16 protein-coding genes and 1 other RNA gene are annotated in these 20,524 nt (G+C 49.7%); 7 read left to right on the forward strand and 10 right to left on the reverse strand.

Features of this window, described 5'->3' with window-relative positions:
- Window positions 1–44 precede the first annotated feature (44 nt).
- The 6 genes from glnA to QYE77_RS01395 all read right to left on the reverse strand — a co-directional run bounded on the left by glnA (window position 45) and on the right by QYE77_RS01395 (window position 7,228).
- Window positions 45–1,385, reverse strand: a complete 1,341-nt coding sequence (gene glnA, locus QYE77_RS01370; RefSeq protein ID WP_315623524.1) for a type I glutamate--ammonia ligase — start codon at window positions 1,383–1,385, stop codon at window positions 45–47.
- A gap of 442 nt (window positions 1,386–1,827) precedes the next feature.
- Window positions 1,828–2,583, reverse strand: a complete 756-nt coding sequence (locus tag QYE77_RS01375) for a class I SAM-dependent methyltransferase (protein ID WP_315623526.1) — start codon at window positions 2,581–2,583, stop codon at window positions 1,828–1,830.
- On the reverse strand, window positions 2,567–3,739 hold the full coding sequence (locus QYE77_RS01380) for a radical SAM protein (protein WP_315623528.1): 1,173 nt from the start codon (window positions 3,737–3,739) through the stop codon (window positions 2,567–2,569). The genes QYE77_RS01375 and QYE77_RS01380 overlap by 17 nt, the downstream gene beginning before the upstream one ends.
- A gap of 22 nt (window positions 3,740–3,761) precedes the next feature.
- A complete protein-coding gene (locus QYE77_RS01385; protein ID WP_315623530.1) occupies window positions 3,762–5,117 on the reverse strand; it encodes a radical SAM/SPASM domain-containing protein in 1,356 nt (451 codons plus the stop codon).
- Window positions 5,118–5,132: 15 nt separating this feature from the next.
- Complete coding sequence (locus QYE77_RS01390; protein ID WP_315623532.1) at window positions 5,133–6,827, reverse strand: hypothetical protein; 1,695 nt, start codon at window positions 6,825–6,827, stop codon at window positions 5,133–5,135.
- Window positions 6,828–6,865: 38 nt separating this feature from the next.
- Complete coding sequence (locus QYE77_RS01395) at window positions 6,866–7,228, reverse strand: zinc-finger domain-containing protein (protein WP_315623534.1); 363 nt, start codon at window positions 7,226–7,228, stop codon at window positions 6,866–6,868.
- Between the two features lie 179 nt (window positions 7,229–7,407).
- Between QYE77_RS01395 and ligA the strand changes: the two genes are divergently transcribed.
- Together ligA and QYE77_RS01405 are read left to right on the forward strand one after the other, a co-directional pair.
- Window positions 7,408–9,459 carry an NAD-dependent DNA ligase LigA gene (gene ligA / locus QYE77_RS01400; protein ID WP_315623536.1) on the forward strand — a complete coding sequence of 684 codons (2,052 nt, stop codon included), beginning with the start codon at window positions 7,408–7,410 and terminating at the stop codon, window positions 9,457–9,459.
- A 6-nt stretch (window positions 9,460–9,465) separates the two neighbouring features.
- On the forward strand, window positions 9,466–10,650 hold the full coding sequence (locus tag QYE77_RS01405; protein ID WP_399389875.1) for a class I SAM-dependent rRNA methyltransferase: 1,185 nt from the start codon (window positions 9,466–9,468) through the stop codon (window positions 10,648–10,650).
- A 36-nt stretch (window positions 10,651–10,686) separates the two neighbouring features.
- On the opposite strand, the gene ssrA is transcribed toward QYE77_RS01405, so the two are convergent.
- Window positions 10,687–11,075: a transfer-messenger RNA gene (ssrA, locus tag QYE77_RS01410) on the reverse strand.
- Window positions 11,076–11,138: 63 nt separating this feature from the next.
- On the opposite strand from ssrA, the gene QYE77_RS01415 reads away from it, so the two are divergent.
- Window positions 11,139–11,909: a fumarylacetoacetate hydrolase family protein gene (locus QYE77_RS01415; protein WP_315623541.1), complete on the forward strand. Its 771-nt coding sequence runs from the start codon at window positions 11,139–11,141 to the stop codon at window positions 11,907–11,909.
- Between the two features lie 134 nt (window positions 11,910–12,043).
- Window positions 12,044–14,338 (forward strand): sodium-translocating pyrophosphatase, encoded by a 2,295-nt coding sequence (locus tag QYE77_RS01420; RefSeq protein WP_315623543.1) that lies wholly within the window; start codon window positions 12,044–12,046, stop codon window positions 14,336–14,338.
- A 69-nt stretch (window positions 14,339–14,407) separates the two neighbouring features.
- On the opposite strand, the gene QYE77_RS01425 is transcribed toward QYE77_RS01420, so the two are convergent.
- Window positions 14,408–15,112: an RluA family pseudouridine synthase gene (locus tag QYE77_RS01425; protein ID WP_315623545.1), complete on the reverse strand. Its 705-nt coding sequence runs from the start codon at window positions 15,110–15,112 to the stop codon at window positions 14,408–14,410.
- Window positions 15,113–15,217: 105 nt separating this feature from the next.
- Here QYE77_RS01425 and QYE77_RS01430 point away from each other — a divergent pair, with 105 nt between their 5' ends.
- Both QYE77_RS01430 and QYE77_RS01435 read left to right on the forward strand, forming a co-directional pair.
- Complete coding sequence (locus QYE77_RS01430) at window positions 15,218–15,526, forward strand: putative quinol monooxygenase (protein WP_315623547.1); 309 nt, start codon at window positions 15,218–15,220, stop codon at window positions 15,524–15,526.
- The gene (locus tag QYE77_RS01435; RefSeq protein WP_315623549.1) at window positions 15,523–16,680 is read left to right on the forward strand and encodes an iron-containing alcohol dehydrogenase; all 1,158 of its coding nucleotides are present in this window, start codon (window positions 15,523–15,525) and stop codon (window positions 16,678–16,680) included. Before QYE77_RS01430 ends, QYE77_RS01435 begins: the two co-directional genes overlap by 4 nt.
- 1 nt (window position 16,681) lies before the next feature.
- On the opposite strand, the gene QYE77_RS01440 is transcribed toward QYE77_RS01435, so the two are convergent.
- Together QYE77_RS01440 and pyk are read right to left on the reverse strand one after the other, a co-directional pair.
- A complete protein-coding gene (locus tag QYE77_RS01440) occupies window positions 16,682–17,524 on the reverse strand; it encodes a DegV family protein (protein ID WP_315623551.1) in 843 nt (280 codons plus the stop codon).
- 38 nt (window positions 17,525–17,562) lie between these two features.
- Window positions 17,563–19,044, reverse strand: a complete 1,482-nt coding sequence (gene pyk, locus QYE77_RS01445) for a pyruvate kinase (protein WP_315623554.1) — start codon at window positions 19,042–19,044, stop codon at window positions 17,563–17,565.
- A 164-nt stretch (window positions 19,045–19,208) separates the two neighbouring features.
- Here pyk and QYE77_RS01450 point away from each other — a divergent pair, with 164 nt between their 5' ends.
- Window positions 19,209–20,456, forward strand: a complete 1,248-nt coding sequence (locus QYE77_RS01450) for a radical SAM protein (protein ID WP_315623556.1) — start codon at window positions 19,209–19,211, stop codon at window positions 20,454–20,456.
- Window positions 20,457–20,524: the final 68 nt, after the last annotated feature.

Genomic DNA, 20,524 nt, shown 5'->3' on the forward strand with positions numbered 1-20,524 from the left:
GACCTTCGCACCCTCAATTTTTTGATGGTATCGAATTTAAGATCTTATACGGTTTCCAGGAAGCGTGCCAGTTCCCAGTCGGTCACCTGGATACGGAATTCGTCCCACTCGGTTAACTTGGCGCGGCGATATGCCTGATACAATATGGGGTCAAAGGCACCTTTAATAACCTCATCCCGATCAAGTTCCTGGAGGGCTTCATAGAGAGAGCCAGGCAGTTCGCGGATTCCCATTTCTTCCCTTTCTTCGTGATTTAATTCGTAGACATTGACGTTGTTGAGAGGGGGGGGACAGGGAGTTTGGCTATCTATGCCATCCAGCCCTGCGACGAGCATGGCGGTGAATGCCAGATAAGGATTAGCCGAGGGATCAGGGAAACGCAACTCGGCCCGAGTGGCTTTGTGCTGTCCGGCGGTATAGCGAGGAATCCGAATGAGCGCGGAACGATTGATTTGTGCCCAGCAAATATAGACCGGTGCCTCATAACCAGGAACTAGTCGCTTATAGGAATTAACCGTGGGGGCAACAATAGCCGCTAAAGCGCGCGCATGGGCAAGTTGCCCGGCGATAAAACCATAGGCCACCGATGAGAGATGAAATTCATCGTTGGGATCAAAGAAGAGATTATTTCCCTGCAAGTCGAACAGTGATTGGTGGCAGTGCATCCCTGAGCCGTTAATCCCAAAAATAGGTTTGGGCATGAACGAAGCGATTAATCCATGTTGGGCGGCAATCGCCTTGACAGTGTATTTGAGGGTGAGAACATTGTCAGCGGTGCGTAGCGCATCCGCAAAGCGAAAATCAATCTCATGCTGTCCTAAAGCCACCTCATGATGTCCAACTTCAACTTCTAACCCCATGCTTTTCAGGGCCGCCATCAGTTCGGTGCGTACTCGCACAGCCTCATCATCGGAGGAAAAATCAAAATACCCAACAACGTCATGTGGGACCGGACGAATGGTTTCGGGACCATTGCGACGAAAAAGGAAAAATTCCGGTTCAGGACCAACGTTGTACACCCATCCACGCTCTTCACGTAATTTTGCCAAGATGCGCTTTAACGTACCACGTGGATCGCCAGGGAAGGGTGTGCCATCGGGTTGATAAATATCACAGAAGAAACGTGCGCGACGCATATCGGTGGGTGTCCAAGGTAGAACGGCGTAGGTATCTGGATCAACATGTAAGTGCATGTCGCTTTCTTGAATTCGGGCGAAACCCTCGACTGAAGAGCCATCGAACCAGACCCCGTTTTCAAGCGCTCCTTCTAATTGTTCAACGGGGATGTCTACGCTCTTAACAGTTCCAACCACGTCCACAAATTGGAGAGAAATGAACCTGACATTATCTTCTCTAACCCGGGTAAGTATCTCTTTGGTATCCATAGCACTATCCTCCTTGGCTTAAAAAGTTTATGGACATGCCTGGCATGCCCATTAATGCGGTGAATGGGTGCCCTTCTGTGAGTATCAAGCCAATTACAGGTGAAAACCCGAATTGACTACCACTGGTGGGGTTTTGGGCGAGAGATTGTCTCGGGTTTGAACCCACACCTGTTTCCGAAGGGAGAAAGAAGCCTGTGGTCGGGCTTCAGAGGCATCCGCTGATCTATCCGATTTTCCCCTGCATTTCACCCCCCGCAGGGTTAGCGCTCTCCTCGCGGAGAGGAACCTCCACCTCGTCGCCTTTCAGTAAAGTCCTGAAAGGTTCAGTCGCTATTTCCCCGTTATTCACTTGTCAGGTGCTTCAAAGCTTTATAAATAATGGCAAAATGTTACAGAGGATTTTATATCTTGTCAAGGGGAAAAAACGAGAAATTATGAAAATTTAAGGTTTCTGGGCATAAGCAAAAAAGGTAGGCACGAAAAGGACACGTTCACCTTTTTCCCAGGCGTTGAGGTCAAGCGCTTGCCAGTGGTCTATATCTTCAGCGGGTAGAATGGATTGTAAATCTAATCTCAATCCTAACCACTCACTGGAGGTGATCTCGAGATCGGGAGGGTATTTCCAATATGCCCCAAAGACACCTATATGTAGGTTAATAAGCCCGCTATTAGAGAACAATGAAGCCAGTTTTCGCCCTATAAAGGGATCGCCGCCTGCTTTTTGAATAGCGGTAATTTGTAATTGACCTAGTTTTTCCAGAGGAGAAGGATAGTCAATGCGTCCACCATAATCCGGTTCGGCCAGGGCTGCAATAAAACCACCTGGTCGAGTAACACGCATAAGTTCTCTCATTACGTGCGCTGGGTTAACCCACAAGAAAAAATAGTGCGTATAGCAAAGATCGAATGTGTTCGCTGCAAAGGGTAGATTATAGCCATCACCTTGGCACAAATGGCTAGAGGGAAGCAGGTGTTTGGCATGTGATAGAAAGGAAAATTGTATATCCAGACCGTAACGGAGATAAGGCTCCCAAATAGAATCTGAGAGAACTGCTCCAGTGCCGCAACCCACTTCGAGAATTCGTCTAATCGAGTGGTTTCCAATTTCTTTCAGGAGGTGTTGTCGAATTTGAGCACTCCACCCCGCTTGGGTGAGGAATCGTTGATGCCAGAACAATAGATCAACGTTGTTTGGCATGTTTCCAAATCATTTCCCAGGGATCAGTAAGTAAATTTCCCAGGATCTCTGTTGCCCCTTGGAATGGTAATACATCACCGTCTGGTTCTACATAGAGCCATACAATACCAGCCCCCTGGGGAGGGGACTCAGGTGATACGTTTATCTCTAGCGAAACGGGGTTTAAGTGTGAATAGGGGACGGGTAGATCCCATACTAGATGCAGGCCCAAACGGGCTACGAGGTCTCTGGCTTGTTGTAAGGTTTCACCAAAGTGAGGATGACTGGCCGATAGGCTAATTCGGGTAACTTTCATGTGTGCAAGGCGTTCGATGAGGTTCTGGACTTGGGTTTTATTTTCCGGGGTAATGGTTAAGTGCACTGTAAGAGCGAGATCAGCGGCCAGGACATCACGAATGGCTTCCCACGAGATTTCGTTCATGGGATCAAGGACGATCATGACATGGTCTAAGCCGCTGGCTAAAATGCGGTTGAGGTACTCTTTTTCAACCAACCGTAGGCCAGTGGTGAGCAAACCACTGACCATTCCCAGGGATTCTACAAAAGCAATTAGATCAATCAAATCTGGCCGTAATGTTGGTTCACCGCCGGTAAAGATGACGTGCGGGATACCTGCCTCCCAGGCTTTGCGCAAGCATTGCTGCCATTCTTCGTAGATCAGTTCGCGTCGCACATGTTCGACCGGGGCGACGTGGCGAATAGATTCATCCTCGGTTCGATATGTTAAAGCGCAATCTAAGCGTAGAGGAGCGCTTAGGAATTCCTGATAAGGGGTATGTCGTTCCATATCCAGATAAATTTCGGGGTCCAAATCAGGGGTGGTGAGTAGTGTTTCCAACCGTTCTAAAAATGCCGTGTAATCTGCCTGAACCTGAGCTTTCGATACGCGGTATCGTTTTGAAATTTCTCGGCTCACTTCTTCAATTGGCGTGCCTTTGATACGATGATAGGCAAATTCGGTGGCTGTCTGGTTTAGATGTAAGACGGTTGAGGCATCCAAAATCAGGATGCCTTCTCCATTTGGTTCGATTCGCAGGTGCATTCGGTGCGGTTGAGGTGCGTCGGGTGGCGATTGCCAGTGATAAACACCGGGTGGAAGCGGGTTAAATGGAGGTGGAAATAATTGGTCAATCCATTCACGCCATCTGAATTTCATATCTGCCTCCACCAATGGAGTTTTAGAGGTTTGGATTGGGTGAAACAACCTGATTGAAGGCATAGGTTAGTGGGCACCCACCCCCGCATTCCTGGAGCAATGCACATTTCTCACACGCGTCAGGTACATAATGGCGTTCACGCAGAGCAACCGCCAGATCGTGATTCCATATGCTTTCCCATGGGGTATTTAGAATATGCCCTAAGGGATGGTAGTAAGACTGACAAGGCAAAACGAAGCCATTTGGCTCAATACACATGTTATACCAAGCCGCTGTGCATCCTTTAAGCCCTAAGCCATTCAACACAGGGTCAAAATGACAGTAACGAGTGGGGGTATACCAAATTAAACGCTGGCCGTGCTGAGCGGTTTTTTCGCGGGCCAAGGCAAGCAAATCTTGCAATTGTGTTTCGGGAATGCCGGTATTAACCTTGGCACCTCCTCCGGAGTGGATTAGGCCGTTAATGCCCACCGTGGGTACCCCTAATTCGGCCAAAAAGTCCAGGGTTTGAGCAAGGTAGGGGGCGTTTGAAGAAAGCAAGGTAGTGTTGGTCATGACAAAAAGGGGGGTTCTCAGGGCATTACAAATGCCTTGGACGGTTTGTGCCCAGGCCCCAGGGCGACCCACAATGCGGTCGTGAATGGTTGGATCGTGAGATTCGAGGGTAATTTGTACATGATCCAAACCGGCTTCATATAAAGTGTCAAGGTAGCGGGGATCATGCAGTCGTCGTCCGTTAGTATTCAAACCTGTGATTTGTCCTCTACTTTCAGCATGGGCGATCAGCACAGGTAGATCTTGGTGCAAAGTAGGCTCGCCGCCGGTAAAAACGATATGGGGGATTCCTATCTCCCATAGGCGATCTATCACCTGTTTCCAGGTTTCGGTTTCTAGTTCTGGATAATTCCGGGGTCTGGCGTTGTAGCAATGGGCACAATCATTATTACAGCGATAGGTGAGCGCTAGGTCCATTCGGTAAGGGGCGATAGAACGGGAAGAAAACGGTGGGAGTGTTTCTAAATCCAGGTCGCATATGGGGCACACGTTTTCGGGTTCAATGAGTGCGTTAAGGTGCAAACGGAAATTGTCGAGATCTGCCTTAATTTGAGTGGCTTGGGTTCTAAAATGGGCGACCAGGGTTTTAATGATCACATTCTCAGGATAACCCGACAAGATAAAAAAAGCCATTAACGCTGCGGTTGCATTGAGATGATAAATCCGGCTGGCGTTTATCAAAAGACTACCTTGCCCGCTGGGTTCAATACGTAAATGAACGCGCACTTTGTTCTCAGAGGATTGGTGCAAAAAGTGATAGATCCCCGGCAAGGGCAAATTAAGGGCTTTTTGCATAGGGAAGAGTGCGTTCCACCACCCCATGGTTATTTCTCACCCTTATCGCCCACCGCCTGCACACGCGCAGGCACAACCCGCACAAGCGCACGCACATGCGCAAGCACACGAGCCACCTCCTCCACCCCGACGCGCCATTGAGGAAGAGGTTGGGGGTGGGGGAGGATTGGTGCGGGCGGTAATCTTGCCAGTAAACTCGGTCACATTGCCGATAACGCTGGCTGAGAAAGTTTCAACCCCACGCACCATCGAGGCTGCAAAATCAGAACCTGGTAGTTTGGGAAGATTAATGGTTGTTTTTGAACCACCGCTAGGCGTAGAAACGGGGGCCGCTGGCGTAGAGCGGCGGAAGACCGGGTCATATCGTCCCCACCAGGTCGGCACAAAGACTGGTCCAGGGGCGAAGACCTCGCGGGTTTGGTCTTCCCAGCGCCGGTCCAACATGGTCCAATCCATCACTTCGTCATAGGTTAGTGCACGGACTTCTGGAGTTTCGGCAGCTTTGACTTGATCCCAGGCTTTTTTAACGATACTTTCGTAATAAGCAATGGTTTCCTTGCGGCTGAAGCCGCGCATTTTCTCCGAAACTGTATTGATGAGGTTGACCATCAACTCTTGTAAGCCCTTCTGTCGTTCCTTGGCATCTTTAAGTCGCATGGCCTCAAGGAATTCAATCTCATAGGGCTGTAAACCTTCGGGCAGGGGTTGAGAAATCTCGAGTTCAAGTGGCTCCTGTTTAATGACCGTTGCAGCCCCTTTTTTGAGAACGGAGAACAAAATCATGGTGAGAATTTTGTCCACTGGTTGTTCCATTAAAATTGCGGCTTCGACTGCTGTTAGGCCGCGTTTGATCCCATGGCCTTCAATTGCAATCTTGGGAGGCAGGTATTGCAAACGTCGTTTTTGGCTCGAGCGATAACCCACATAGGCAATTGCCACAAAGAAGCCCATAAAACCCAGACAACAGAGAAGGCCGATTAAATCCTCACTAATTTGGAACGATCGTGAATTGGGAACCTCAGTGGCAACGATGGCGGCGGCAGGAATCAGCCGCGCAGGAAAGCTGGCGCCAAAGGTGTATTGCGTATAGACATTAGCTTCGGTTGAGCGCCAGGAATAATAAACACGCCCTTGAGCATCAAGGTTGGTGTAAGGTTCGTCACTACCCGGCCAATTGCCACTGGGTTTGTGATATCGCGGCTCTTCTGTTGTTAGACCGGGTGGCAGGATGATAGTCATTGTGTAGTCGGTTTTTCCTCGGACGAAGGCTTTATCAAACCATGAGGGGCTGAAGACAATACTGGCGTAAGGTTCGGATAGTTCCAGGGTTGATTTGCCAATTGCTCCCTCAATATCTGGGATGGTTACCTTAAGCGTTCCTGTGGATCCCGGTGAAATGGTATGGTTACCTAATGTAATGGCAATCCCCGGTTGCACATAAGGAGAGGGTTCGATGTCCGTAAGAGGAACACCGTCAATTTCGGCTTTTACCTTTGAAAGGCGGTAATTTTCATTGGGAAGGCCGATGTCCACGACATCAATGGGACTGGCTCCGGGCTGGTTGCGAAATTCAATTTCGTAATAGATGGTGATTGTTCCATTTGGGTTAACGTAAAGGTCGACCTCTTGACGCGGGACTTCAAAAGCATAACTTTGTGCTAAGGCGATTGGGGATTGAAATCCCAATAGACCTATCAGCCAAAAGAGAATAAAAATTGGAAAGCCCCACCGTTTCATTGTTTTCCTCAATTGGATAATTTACTGGAGTGAATAACTTACCACTTTGGCTCTTCGGTCAATTGGTAGGTCGTGCCACAATAAGGACAGGTTACCACAGGGGCCCCGGCTACCATTTTAATGTTTTCGGCTTTCAACGCACCACCGCAGGATTTACACTTAAGCGTATCCAGATTGATATTACCAGGAAGATCCACCTTGAGAGTTACCTGTGGGAGTACATCTTGCTTGGGGCGCCGCGCAGCCCAAAAAATCAGCACTAATCCTAGAGCAATGGTGATCAGTCCCACCGGAATCCACATCAGGTCACCTTGATCCCCGGTTGCCCCCCAGATAAAAAGCACCCCAAAGAAGATCAAGATGGCGGCTACGATGTAAGCGATAATCTTTCCAGCGCTCATCGCATTCTCTCCTCGAATCTAAACTCTAAGGATTAGTTTAGCATGCTTCTTGGTCGGGCACAATTGGATTAACCTCACATTGGTTAGCAGAATTGTCACACTCATCCTCGCCAATGAGGACCTTTGGAGGGCGGAGTCTAATCGGCCTGCTATAATTGAAAAGAGGAGGGCAGATGGCTATGGAAACGACATCTCTGGAAGCACTGCGCGATGAATATGAGCGCTTGAAGCGCGAGATTAATTACCATAACTATCGTTACCATGTTCTGGACTCCCCCTTAATCAGCGATTATGAATTCGACCGGTTGATGGCGCGCTTACGCGAAATTGAAGCAGCCCATCCCGATTGGGTGACTCCGGACTCGCCTAGTCAGCGTTCTGGTGGTCCACCGTTAGAGCGTTTCAACAAGGTGCGCCATCCTCGCCCTATTCTCAGCCTAGCCAATGCTTTTACGTTAGACGATGTGCGGGCTTGGTATGAACGCTTGGTGCGCCTGGATGAACGCGTACGCCAGGCTGATTTCGTGGTCGAACCTAAAATTGACGGTCTAACCGTGGTGCTTCATTATCATAATGGCCAGTTTGTCTTGGGGGCAACGCGGGGCGATGGAGAGGTGGGTGAGGACATTACGGCGAATTTGCGCACAGTACGTGCCTTGCCCTTGCGGATTCCCGTTCAAGAGTCAGCGCCAAAGCCGCCAGAACGCTTAGTGGTGCGAGGTGAAGCCTTTATCACCATTAAGGACTTTGAGGAACTCAATCGGCGGTTGATTGAGGCCGGTGAAAAACCCTATCTTAATCCGCGTAATACAGCCGCCGGGTCTTTGCGCCAGTTAGATCCCTCGCTTACGGCCTCTCGACCTTTGACGCTGTTAACCTATGCGATTGTTGATGCCAGCGATTCAGTCCCAACGACTCAATGGGAGACTTTGCAGTATCTCAAGGAATTAGGATTTCCAGTAACAAAAGATGCGGAGTATTGTGCCGACCTCGAGGCGGTGCTTGATGCGTGTGCACGCTGGCTGGATAAACGTGATACGTTGCCGTTTGAGGCGGATGGGATTGTGATCAAAATCAATGATTTACGTTTACAAGATTCTCTTGGGGTGGTAGGCAAGGATCCGCGGGGTATGCTGGCTTTTAAGTTCCCAGCGCGTGAAGTGAGCACAATTCTGCGCGATATTGAAGTCAGTGTAGGGCGAACGGGAGTGCTAACGCCCACAGCAGTCTTAGAACCGGTTGAGATTGGTGGGGTTATCGTTAAGCAAGCCACACTACATAACTTTGATTACATTGCTGAAAAGGATATCCGCATAGGGGATCGGGTGTTGGTGAAACGCGCCGGCGATGTGATCCCCTATGTTGTAGGGCCTATCGTTGAGGCACGCACCGGGCAAGAACGCATTTTTGAGCCCCCTCAGACATGCCCGGCTTGTGGACAGCCGGTTCAACATTACGAAGGTGAAGTGGCATGGTATTGCGTTAACGCCGCCTGCCCGGCTCAAATCATTCGGAATGTTGAGCATTTTGTATCGCGTTCGGCGATGGATATCACCGGCTTGGGCATTAAAATCGTGGAGCAATTGGTTAAAAAAGGACTGGTTCACGATGTTGCGGATTTATATTATTTAACAAAGGCTGATTTGTTGACCCTTGAGGGCTTTGCAGACAAAAAGGCAGATAATATTCTACGGGCAATTGAAGCCTCAAAGAGTCGCCCTTTGGCGCGCTTGATAAATGCTTTAGGAATCCACGGAGTTGGTGAGGTAATGGCGGCTACGTTGGCGGGGATTTATCCCGACCTGGATGCTTTGTCTCAAGCAACTGAAGAGGAGTTACAGCAAATTGAGGGGATTGGCCCAAATATTGCCCAAAGTATTGTGGATTGGTTTTCGCGCCCAACTAACCGCAAGGTTCTGGAAAAACTAAAAGCCGCTGGCGTTTGGCCGGTTGAGAAGAAACAAGTTGCTCCCGAGGTTCCGCTTCCTTTGGCCGGTTTGACCTTCGTCGTGACAGGCACACTCAAACGTTTTTCACGCGAGGAAGTTAAGGAGTATATTCAATCCCACGGCGGCAAGGTGAGCGAAAGCGTATCACGGAACACCAGTTATTTGATCGTGGGAGAGAATCCAGGGTCAAAACTCGAACGCGCCCGGGCTCTTGGTGTGCCCATCCTCACTGAAGAGGAATTAATCGCTATGGTTGAACATTCATCTGCTCGGAGCCAATAAGTGGGTATCAAACGACTTATCCTAAAGCCGGGGCGAGAGAAGTCTGTGCTTCAAAAGCACCCCTGGATTTACTCGGGGGCTATTGAGAAGGTTGAAGGTAAGCCAGAGCCTGGTGAGACGGTCGCTATTTATTCCTCCCAAGGGCAGTGGCTGGCATGGGCTGGCTACAGCCCACGTTCCTCAATCCGGGCGCGTATTTGGAGTTGGGATGTAAACGAAGCGATTAGGCCCGAGTTTTTTGAGGGACGGATTGCAAAAGCCATTTCGCGGCGGTGGCATCTTCAAAATGATTCATCTACTACCGCTTACCGATTGATCCACGCCGAATCGGATGGTTTACCCGGACTGATAGTGGATCGTTACAGAGATTGGTTGGTCGTACAAATCCTGACTGTGACCATGGAGGTCTGGCGCGATGTCATTTTCAAGAGTTTGCGCCAGTCAACCGGGTTTGATCATATCTACGAGCGTTCGGATGTTGAAGTTCGATCGCTGGAAGGCCTAACCTCACGAGTTGGCCCCTGTGGGGAAACTTTGCCCCCACCCGTGGTCGAAATTCAAGAGAATGGGCATCGTTTCTGGGTGGATATCCAGCATGGGCAGAAAACCGGTTTTTATCTCGATCAGCGTGAGAACCGACGCATAGTTGGCCACCTAGCGGCAGGAAAAGAGGTATTGAATGCTTTCTGCTATACAGGGGCTTTTTCGGTCTATACCCTGGCTGGGGGTGCCAAATCGGTTTGTTCGATTGATGTATCAGGTGAAGCGTTACGGCTGGCTCAAGAGAACTTGAAGTTGAACGGTTTCGATCCTGAACAACATGAATGGGTAGAGGGGGATGTATTCCAGGTGTTGCGGCATTTTCGGGATGTGGGGCGCAAATTTGATTTGATCATCCTTGATCCGCCGAAATTTGCACCCGCGACGGCACAAATTGCCCGGGCGGCGCGAGGGTATAAAGACATCAACTGGTTGGCGTTCCGGCTTCTCCGGCCTGGCGGACTTTTAGTCACATTTTCTTGCTCGGGGGGCGTGACTCCGGAATTATTTCAGAAAATCGTCGCCGATGCCGCACTAGACGCAGGGGTTGAGGGGCGTATTCTTATGCGCCTGTATCAGGCCTCGGATCATCCGGTGGCTCTTAACTTTCCGGAAGGTCTCTATCTGAAAGGCCTGGTGGTTGAGATATAAAAGCGAGCCGCGCATACATTGCTGGCTCGCTTTTGGGAGTGGAGATGGCGGGAATCGAACCCGCGTCCGAAAGATTCGACCCTCGAACATCTACGAGCGTAGTTGGTCTTTGCTTTTCGCGCTACTCCCGACGACCAACAGAACGGGAGCCACGCTAGCCGCTTTATCTTTCGCACAGCCCGCGGCTTGCTGTGCGGCAGCCTGGCTTTCTCACGCCCGCTCTACCACCGGCCAGGCAGCGGGGTAGGCAGACGTGGCCTCACACTTAGGAGGCCAGGGTGCTCGCCCTTATTGGCTTACGCAGCCAGGGGCAGAGCAGCGTAATTCGTGCGGTTGGCACTTATTTTTTGCGCTGATTTTACGAGGTCGGCGCCTCTCGGCTCGCCGTTCGGGATCAGCCTCTTCCGTCGAAGCCGTTCATCCCCTTGGCAATTTTATTATATAATATGTTGTCAAGTCTGGCAACCGCTTCATTACGGAGGTCATGGATGCGTCTGGTGCGTTATCTTCACGAGGGGGAAATTCATTATGGATGGGTGTACGGAGATTTTGTGGGACCAATTGAAGGGGATCCTTTCAGTGAATATCGGCGCCTGGAAGCACGGTTGCCGATTACCGCCGTTAAACTATTGGCGCCAGTTCAACCCAGCAAGATTATTTGCGTAGGGCGAAATTACGTTGAACATGCTCAAGAGCACGGTGTTGAAGTACCTGAGGTACCCTTATTATTCCTCAAGCCTCCCTCTTCGGTGATAGGTCCAGGAGATTACATTGTCTTGCCACCCCAGTCTCAACAAGTTGAACATGAAGCGGAACTTGCGGTCGTTATTGGACGGCGGGGAAGGTGGATCAGTACGGATGAGGCGGATAAGTATGTGTTCGGCTATACTATTGGAAACGATGTAACTGCGCGTGATTTGCAGCGCCGTGATGGACAATGGACACGCGCTAAAGGTTTTGATACTTTTTGTCCCTTAGGACCATGGGTAGAAACAAATCTGGATATAAGAGATTTGCCTATTATCTGTCGAGTGAATGGTGAGGTCCGTCAATTTGGCTCGACTCGTGATATGGTTTTCTCGGTAGCCCAGTTGATTGCTTTTATTTCCTCAATTATGACTTTGGAGCCCGGCGATGTTATTCTTACTGGTACACCGGCAGGTGTATCACCAATTTATCCAAACGACCTTGTTAGCATCACCATCGAGGGCATTGGTGAGTTAAGCAATCCAGTTAGCGTTGAAACCACGGTGCAGTAAGATATGATCATCCGTGATTTGACAGGGAGGGTCGGGTGAATACAATAAACTCTGGCGCAAGGCGAAAATCGGGGGGCACACTAACTCAACCGATTTTTGCTTAACCGAAACCCAATCATTTTTTGGAGGCTGGTATGGATATACTGGGTCTTTCCAGGCACGGATTGACGACACCATTTGAACAACTGGGCGTGCTTGGAGTATTGGTTGTCGCTGTCATTAGTTTACTTTATGCTTGGTTCCTGCGTTCCAAGGTTGTTCGTTACGATAAAGGAACGCCCCAAATGCAGGAGGTTTGGGAAGCCATTCGACAAGGGGCTGAAGGCTACCTCAATCGTCAACTGCGGACAATACTGCCCGCAATTGCGCTTTTGACCATTGCCTTGTTCTTGAGTGTGGCCATTGTGGAACCAACCCCTGAGGCCACCCGTGAGTTTGGCTACTTGGGCGAGCGCAATGTGGTCCTAATTGTTGCCGTTGGCCGAACGGTAGCCTTTATTATGGGGGCTACATTTTCTCTTCTCGTTGGGCAATTGGGAATGCGCATGGCGATTCAGGCCAGTGTGCGTGCGGCTTCTGCAGCGCGACGTAGTTTTAATGAGGCTCTGACGGTCGCTTACTACGCCGGGACCATTACCGGAATGCTTACGGACGGCCTGGGCCTCATGGGGGGAACGCTCATTTTTATCGTCTTTGGCCGCGCCGCACCGGATGCTTTGTTGGGCTTTGGCTTCGGTGGAACGCTATTGGCGCTCTTTATGCGCGTAGGAGGCGGTATATACACCAAAGCCGCAGATGTTGGAGCCGACTTGGTCGGAAAGGTTGAGAAGGATATTCCCGAAGATGATCCGCGCAATGCTGCAGTGGTTGCCGATCTGGTGGGGGATAACGTGGGAGATTGTGCCGGAATGGCGGCAGATATCTTCGAATCCTATGAGGTAACCATTGTATCGGCGTTGATCCTGGGGTTGGCGTTATTTGAAACCACGGGTGAAATTAAATGGATTGTCTATCCATTGCTCATTCGCGCCATTGGAGTCATTAGTTCGATCATTGGTACCTTCACGGTGCCAATTTGGGAGCGTTTCCCGCTCAAGTTTTTGCGTGCTCACGATGCTGAAGAGGCGATGTTCCGTTCCTACGAGGTCTCCAGCGTCAACACCATCCTTTTCTCGTTCCTGCTGGCTATTTTCTATGCCCATGACTGGCGCTTGGGATTGCTGACCACGTTAGGGGTGGGGTTAGCGGTAGCATTCAATCCGTTGACTTCCTACTTTACGTCAACGAAGCGAGCACCAGTGCAAGAAATTGTCAAAGCAACCAAGACCGGCCCTGCCACCACAATTCTCTCCGGTTTAGCCGTTGGGATGGAATCAAGTGTCTGGGCGCTGGTGGTGATTGCGATTTCGTTTGTTGGTGCGCTACTCATTTACCAGGCAGATGGTCCACAGTTTGTCTTGTATGCAGTCTCGATGATCGGCATTGGTATGCTCAGCCATACCGGTAACAACGTCGCCATGGATTCTTATGGCCCAATCTCCGATAATGCCAATGGGATTGCCGAGATGGCCTGGCACGACATGACCGATGAGGTCACACTTAAGGCGCGGCAAATTATGGCCGATTTGGACGCTGTGGGTAACACGACTAAGGCCATAACCAAGGGGATTGCAATCGCTTCGGCAGTAATTGCGGCGGTCAGTCTCTTCGCCTCTTATATCACCGATGTCAATCGAGTCATGCCCGGTGCTTTGGAGTCCATCCGGGTTTCGGATACCACCGTGTTCATCGGTTTCCTTTTGGGTGGGGCTCTTCCTTGGCTCTTCAGTTCTTTGTCCATTCGCGCGGTTTCGCGCGCAGCAGGACAAATTGTGGAAGAGGTGCGTAATCAATTTAAGATTCCTGGCATCATGGAAGGGACACGGAAACCCGATTATGCACGCGTGGTATCAATTTCGACACGGTCGGCACAGAAGGAACTCATCCCATTGGCTGTTATCGCTATTGCGATGCCGTTGCTCGTGGGCTTGATCTTGCAAGTCGAATCCCTCGGTGGATATCTGGCGGGTGTCATCCTCAGTGGTCAGTTACTGGCAGTCTTTATGGCCAATGCTGGCGGCGCTTGGGATAACGCCAAGAAGTCTATTGAGGACGAACCCCGCAATTTAGAGCAAAATACTGGCAAGGGTTCAGAACGGCATAAGGCCGGTGTGGTCGGTGATACCGTTGGTGATCCTCTAAAGGATACGGCTGGTCCAGCGCTTAACCCGATGATTAAGGTGGTCAATCTGGTCAGCCTCTTGGCGGCGCCGTTGATTGTGCGGGCGCGGCTCGGCGATCCGATCATCTGGGTAGCCATTGTGATTTTGTTTGCTGGAATGGTCTGGGCCATTTACCAAAGTAAGCGCCCTGTCCCTGAACTAGAATAGGACATCTAAGTAAATTACCGCGAGAGGATGAATAGCAACATCCCGGTTGACAATGGCCGGGATGTTGCTTTATTTACATCTAAGGATCTCGATCAGGGTTGAGAAGTCAGTAGGATACGATGCAACCACAGTAATCTCTCTGGAGGATTGGGAAGGGTGGAAAAAGGTCATCGCATACGCATGAAGGGCAACCCGCTCAAAATCAGGGGTGTCAGTGGGTAAAAGAAATGTGGGATATCTTTCCGATATGGGATGGGGTTTATAAAGTTTGTCTCCAAGGATTTGAAGACCAATGCTCGTAAGATGGGCGCGAATTTGGTGCGTGTAGCCACTCAAGGGCTGCGCTTCAACCAATGAAAATTCCCTTCCCAGAGAGCATAAATGGCGAAAAATCGTACGGGCTGGCTTACCACGAGAGAGGTCTACGACTGTGCGATGCCGTCGGTCACCATTTACCATAAGCGGGTAGTTGACCTCGATTTCTTCATGTGGCAAGCGACCAAAGGTGACAAGATGGTAAATTTTTCGCACTTGTCGTTGCTCGAATTGGTCATTAAGAGCACGATGTGCCTGTGGGGTGCGCGCAAAGAGCAATACGCCGCTTGTATCCCGATCCAAGCGATGAACGGTCCACAGCTGTCCAAATTCTTCTCTGAGGAGGCGAGTTAGAAAAGGTTTATCGGGATCATAACCATCTGGGATGGTCAGGATGCCAGCGGGTTTATTAATGACCAATATGTCCTCATCAACGTAGACGATCTCAATATGTTCCATTAGAGCGCCTCATCATTTACCTGCCAAAATTTTATCAGACCCTCAATAGGACTCTGAGATAAAATAATGATAATGTTATTTTCACAGCAGAGTCGGAGGTTAGCCATGCATATTGTTTTCGTCCATGTGCACGTTAAGGAAACAAACGTTGATGATTTCATTCAAGCGACGTTAGAAAATGCCCGTCACAGTGTACAAGAGCCGGGGATTGTGCGATTTGATGTCCTGCAGCAAGTAGAAGACCCCACCCGTTTTGTTCTAGTTGAAGTCTATCGTCAACCTGAAGACCAGGCTAAACATCGAGAAACCGCCCATTATCAAAAATGGCGCGACACTGTGGCAGATATGATGGTAGAACCTCGTCAAGGGGTTCGTTACCTTAACCTTTTCCCAAGCGATGAGGAATGGCAATGATGGCCTTTGAGTTTGCCACAGCGCATCGTATTCGCTTTGGATGGGGTGTCTTTGAAGAAAGCGGTCGTATTGCCAGCATGCTGGGGAACGTTGCGTTTTTAGTCCGGGGCAAATATCACCCAGATCAGGATAGATTGAGAGACCTTCTTCGTGAAAACCAGGTCTTATTTCACGAATTTATTGTTGATGGTGAACCCACGGTTGATTTGGTCAAGCAAGCCGTCGCCCAGGCTATAGAGGGTGGTTGTAATTGTGTGATCGGTTTTGGTGGCGGTAGCGTTATTGATACGGCCAAAGCGGTTTCGGCAATGTTGACTAACCCGGGACAATTGGAAGATTATTTAGAAGTAATCGGCGCAGGTAAAACTTTAGAAGTACCGGCGGCACCATGTCTTGCGATTCCAACCACCGCTGGAACTGGCTCTGAGGTTACGCGTAACGCCGTTTTAGGGATTCCTGATGTTGCGATCAAGGTGAGTTTACGTAGCCCTCTTATGTTGCCTGCCGTGGCTTTAGTGGATCCTGCTTTGACTCGTTCTGTACCCCCCTCCATTACGGCTTATACTGGCATGGATGCTTTGACCCAAGTTTTAGAACCCTATGTTTCTGTGCGTGCCAATGTGATGACGGATATGTTTTGCCGAGAAGGTTTACAACGAGTAAGTAAAGCGTTACCCGCTGCCTTCAAGGATGGTGCGGATCAAGAGGCGCGCAAAACAATGGCATGGGTAAGTCTGTTGGGTGGATTAGCCTTGGCCAATGCTGGTTTAGGGGCAGTGCATGGCCTGGCAGCTCCCATTGGTGGAATGTTTAAGGCACCCCATGGGGCAATTTGTGCTCGCTTGCTACCATTAGTGGTGCGAACAAACCTCAAAGCCTTGCGGAGTCGCCAGCCTGAAAACCCTGCGCTTGAGCGCTATCGTGAAATCGCGGGTTGGTTAACTCAACGCCCAGATGCTCAACCTGAAGATGGGGTAGCATGGTTAGAGCAGATGGTCAGCCAATTCGGAATCCCTGGTCTGGGCACGTATGGAATGACAAGGCAAGATATCCCGGTGGTGGTGGAGCGAAGTCTCCGCGCCAGTAGTATGAAAGGAAACCCGATCCCACTGACATCGGATGAACTTACGGCGATTTTAGAAGACGCGTTGTGACTTATCCCTGAGTGAAGTAACTCACGGCCAGGACACCGGGCCCCGCATGAACCAAGATCGCGGGTGGAAGATCGCAAATGGCGACTCGGCTCAATCCAAGATGTCTCTTAAACTCCTCGGCCAGCCTTTGAGCCTCTTCCAAGGCATCACCATGCATGATTGCTAGGTATGCCTCATCATTGTGTGGACAGTCTGCGTAAACCAGTTCTTTTAACCGCTCAATTGCGCGGCGCTTAGTCCGCTGGGATTCGACCGGCTCGGTGCGACCATTCTTAAATTGGAGAATTGGCTTGATCTGAAGCAGGCTTCCCACCAGCATTTGCGCCCCTCCGATGCGGCCCCCTTTATGCAGGTATTCCAACGTATCTACGACAAAGTAGACCCGCTCTCGAGCTGCCCACTCTTTGACCTTCTGTACAATGGTATCAGCATCCATGCCCGATTGAGCCCATTGATGGGCTAAGCGCACTAAGGTGCCAAGGCCTGCACCAATGGTTCGAGTATCCACAATGCGGATGTCGGCATGGGGAAAATCTTGCGCAGCAACCTCAGCGCTACGATAGGTACCGCTTACCTCCGCTGATGGGGCGAGCACAATAACTGTATTACCGGGTTTAGCGTATTCCTGATAAATGGGGTAATACAGGGCTGGGGGTGGGGCTGCCGTTTTTGGGAGTACTGGAGAGGTTTTCAGCCGTTGCAAGAAAGTTTTGGAATCCATTTCATAATCATCACGGTAGGTTTCGTTACCGATGACGATGATCTGAGGAATATAAGGAATGCCTAGTTGCTTGGCTTCTTCAGTAGGGATTGTTGAGGTGGTATCAGCAACAATGATAACCATATGTGATAATTCCTTTCATTTATTCAAAGGTTAGAAAATTATACTCGAGGATGAGAACGAATTGCGCCCCATTCCCCAATGGTATAGAGTAGCGCGAAATTAGGAGGGCGACGTAAGCCAACCGGAAAGCCGGTGATAACTACAACTTGTTGACCCGGTCGAATGGTGGTAGCAGAAAGAATGGCGGCTTCGAGACTAAGGATCATCCCCTCTACGGTTGAAGCGAAGGGAACCAAGAAGGGGGTAACGCCCCAGTACATCCCTAAACGGCGATAGGTCCGTTCTTCAGGTGTAAATGCTAGGATGGGTACCTCGGGACGAGATTTTGACATCAAAAGGGCGGTTTTCCCGGTTTGGGTGAATACCGCGATCCCGGCGGCTTTACGGTCGTGAGCCAGTTCCCGTGCGGCGCGAGTGATGGCAAAGGCATCTTCTTCACTGGCATCGGTAGGGCTCGTGGTGTAATGTCCCCAGGTTTTGGCGTTCGCCTCGGCTTCACGGATAATGCTGTCCATCATTTTGACACTTTCAACCGGGTATTTACCACTGGCTGTCTCACCTGATAACATCACGGCATCCGTCCCATCAAAGATGGCATTCGCCACATCTGAGGCTTCAGCACGCGTGGGGCGTGGATTATTGATCATGGAGTCAAGCATTTGAGTGGCAGTGATCACATATTTGGCATGACGATTGGCCATATCAATAATGCGTTTCTGGACAATCGGAACGCTAGAAGGCGAGGTTTCCACGCCCAAATCCCCCCGTGCAACCATGACCCCATCGGCTGCGTGAATAATCTCATGCAAGTTTTCAATAGCTTGGGGCCGCTCGAGTTTGGCAATAATAGGTGTATCGGCTTTATCGGGCGCCATCTGACGAATGGCTTCACGCACGGTTTCAACGTCTTCCGCGGTGTGAACAAAACTGATGGCCACTGCGTCAACCCCTGCTTGGAGACCAAATTCTAAGTCCGCGCGGTCTTTTTCGGTAAAGCAAGGAATCCCCAATGATACACCAGGCAGATTTACACCTTTATGGGAATATAGGATCCCTCCCAGAACAACTTCAGCCTCAATGATGCCATCTTTAACGTCTAGGACCTCCAATTCGAGGTGGCCGTCATCCAGCAAAATACGGTTACCTTTTTTCACCGCTTGGGCAAGGTTGGGCACTTCCATAGGGATAAGCGTATGTTCACTATAACGATAGGCAAAATCCCGTAGTTGTTCGCTCGGGGCCAGCAATATTCGTTCGCCCTCTTTAAGAGGAATGCCTTCTTTAGGCAAATCACCCACCCGCATTTTTGGGCCTTGGAGATCCTGTAGAATGGCGATCGGTTTGTCTAACTCTTGAGAAATTCTACGAATAGTAGCAATTCGGACGGCGTGTTCCTCGTGAGTGCCGTGGGAGAAATTAAGTCTAGCGACATCCAAGCCCGCTTCGACGAGGCGGCGTAGGATATCTTCGCTTTCAGATGCGGGACCAATTGTGCCTACAATTTTTGCTCTACGTTCCATGAAACCTCCTTAGTTGATTTAAGGATAACATTAAAATTTGGAACGGAGTGTGGAAGGTTGGCAGAATTCGGGATGATGTTTGGCACTTATTCGATCCATAATGGATTCGATAAGATGATTAGAAGGATTGAATGTGTTTTTTCCCTCGGAAAGGGTGGTATCAAATGGCCAAATGGGGTTATGTGGATAATGAGGGACGCTTGGTCATACCCGATGAACTTGCGCGGGTGTATGGATTGAAACCCGGAGCGAAGTTTGTTGTTTCGGAAGAACAAGATGCGCTTCGCTTAAATCGTTCTGTTTGGCAATTAAACCGAATTTACTTAGAGGTCACCAATCAGTGTAACCTCTCATGTGCGATGTGCATAAGACGTACCTGGCATGAACCGGTTGGATTCATGAGCGAAGAGACCTTTGCTCAACTAGAAACGGCCTTGCGGGACATTGAACCTAAGCCATCCGTTTGTTTGAGTGGATTGGGAGAACCCCTTTTTCATCCAAAGGTCGTCGAGTGGGTGCATCGGTTGAAGCAGGTTGGAGCAAGTGTTGAGATTATCACGAATGGCACATTGCTCTCACGTGAACGTTCAAAAAAGTTGATCGAGGCAGGATTAGATATCCTGTGGTTTTCACTAGATGCAGAAGATCCCGAGCAATATCGGGCGATTCGAAGCGGAGCGGTTTGGGAGCAAGTGATTGAAAATATCCAAAATTTTAAAGCGTTGCGGCCGCCCAGTCATAAACCCAGACCACAGATAGGTCTCGTATTCGTAGCGATGAAGAGTAATATCCACGAGTTGCCGGGGGTCTTGGAATTGGGACGTAAATTAGGAGCGATTTACTTCATCGTTAGCAACGTGTACCCTTATTCGGCCGATATGGATGAAGAACGATTATACGTTCATTCGCCTAAAAATATCGCCTTTTTTAAGTCTCCGTGGATACCGGTATTGCGATTTCCTAAAATGGATTTTGAAACGATGGAAGAAACTCAAAAAGGACTGCAACTGGCGCTCAGCGGCCTTTGGAATCTCGAGTTTGGTGGCATAAATCTAAACCAGACCTGCGACCATTGCCCATTTATCGAGCGTGGTGCAGTTGTGATCGGCTGGGATGGATGTGTTAGCCCATGCTTAGTGCTCTTACGCTCGCACACCACCTATCTTCATGGAAAATCCAAATCAGTGCGGGCTTATCACGTAGGAAATTTGAACTCCTTGCCTTTGAAGGAAATTTGGGAATCTCCAGACTACGTGGCATTTCGTGAACGCGTACATGCTTTTTCCTTCTCTCCCTGCACATTTTGCGGAGGGTGTGATTTATCTGAGGCTAATGAAGAAGATTGTTTGCGTAATACCTTCCCTACTTGTGGAGGGTGTTTTTGGGCTCAGGGAGTTATTCAGTGTCCATAAGGGGTCTCAATTTTTTACTTGATCTATAACCCTGGAGTAGTCATTGTCGCCCATGATATACTTTGGAC

It is taken from the genome of Thermanaerothrix solaris, assembly GCF_032334255.1.
Taxonomy (GTDB): Bacteria; Chloroflexota; Anaerolineae; order Anaerolineales; family Anaerolineaceae; genus Thermanaerothrix; species Thermanaerothrix solaris.

What these genes read in the sequence shown, in the direction of transcription:
- glnA (WP_315623524.1), bottom strand. Translation starts at nt 1,385, where the DNA reads ATGGATACCAAAGAGATACTTACCCGGGTTAGAGAAGATAATGTCAGG.
- QYE77_RS01375 (WP_315623526.1), bottom strand. Translation starts at nt 2,583, where the DNA reads ATGCCAAACAACGTTGATCTATTGTTCTGGCATCAACGATTCCTCACC.
- QYE77_RS01380 (WP_315623528.1), bottom strand. Translation starts at nt 3,739, where the DNA reads ATGAAATTCAGATGGCGTGAATGGATTGACCAATTATTTCCACCTCCA.
- QYE77_RS01385 (WP_315623530.1), bottom strand. Translation starts at nt 5,117, where the DNA reads ATGGGGTGGTGGAACGCACTCTTCCCTATGCAAAAAGCCCTTAATTTG.
- QYE77_RS01390 (WP_315623532.1), bottom strand. Translation starts at nt 6,827, where the DNA reads ATGAAACGGTGGGGCTTTCCAATTTTTATTCTCTTTTGGCTGATAGGT.
- QYE77_RS01395 (WP_315623534.1), bottom strand. Translation starts at nt 7,228, where the DNA reads ATGAGCGCTGGAAAGATTATCGCTTACATCGTAGCCGCCATCTTGATC.
- ligA (WP_315623536.1), top strand. Translation starts at nt 7,408, where the DNA reads ATGGAAACGACATCTCTGGAAGCACTGCGCGATGAATATGAGCGCTTG.
- QYE77_RS01415 (WP_315623541.1), top strand. Translation starts at nt 11,139, where the DNA reads ATGCGTCTGGTGCGTTATCTTCACGAGGGGGAAATTCATTATGGATGG.
- QYE77_RS01420 (WP_315623543.1), top strand. Translation starts at nt 12,044, where the DNA reads ATGGATATACTGGGTCTTTCCAGGCACGGATTGACGACACCATTTGAA.
- QYE77_RS01425 (WP_315623545.1), bottom strand. Translation starts at nt 15,112, where the DNA reads ATGGAACATATTGAGATCGTCTACGTTGATGAGGACATATTGGTCATT.
- QYE77_RS01430 (WP_315623547.1), top strand. Translation starts at nt 15,218, where the DNA reads ATGCATATTGTTTTCGTCCATGTGCACGTTAAGGAAACAAACGTTGAT.
- QYE77_RS01435 (WP_315623549.1), top strand. Translation starts at nt 15,523, where the DNA reads ATGATGGCCTTTGAGTTTGCCACAGCGCATCGTATTCGCTTTGGATGG.
- QYE77_RS01440 (WP_315623551.1), bottom strand. Translation starts at nt 17,524, where the DNA reads ATGGTTATCATTGTTGCTGATACCACCTCAACAATCCCTACTGAAGAA.
- pyk (WP_315623554.1), bottom strand. Translation starts at nt 19,044, where the DNA reads ATGGAACGTAGAGCAAAAATTGTAGGCACAATTGGTCCCGCATCTGAA.
- QYE77_RS01450 (WP_315623556.1), top strand. Translation starts at nt 19,209, where the DNA reads ATGGCCAAATGGGGTTATGTGGATAATGAGGGACGCTTGGTCATACCC.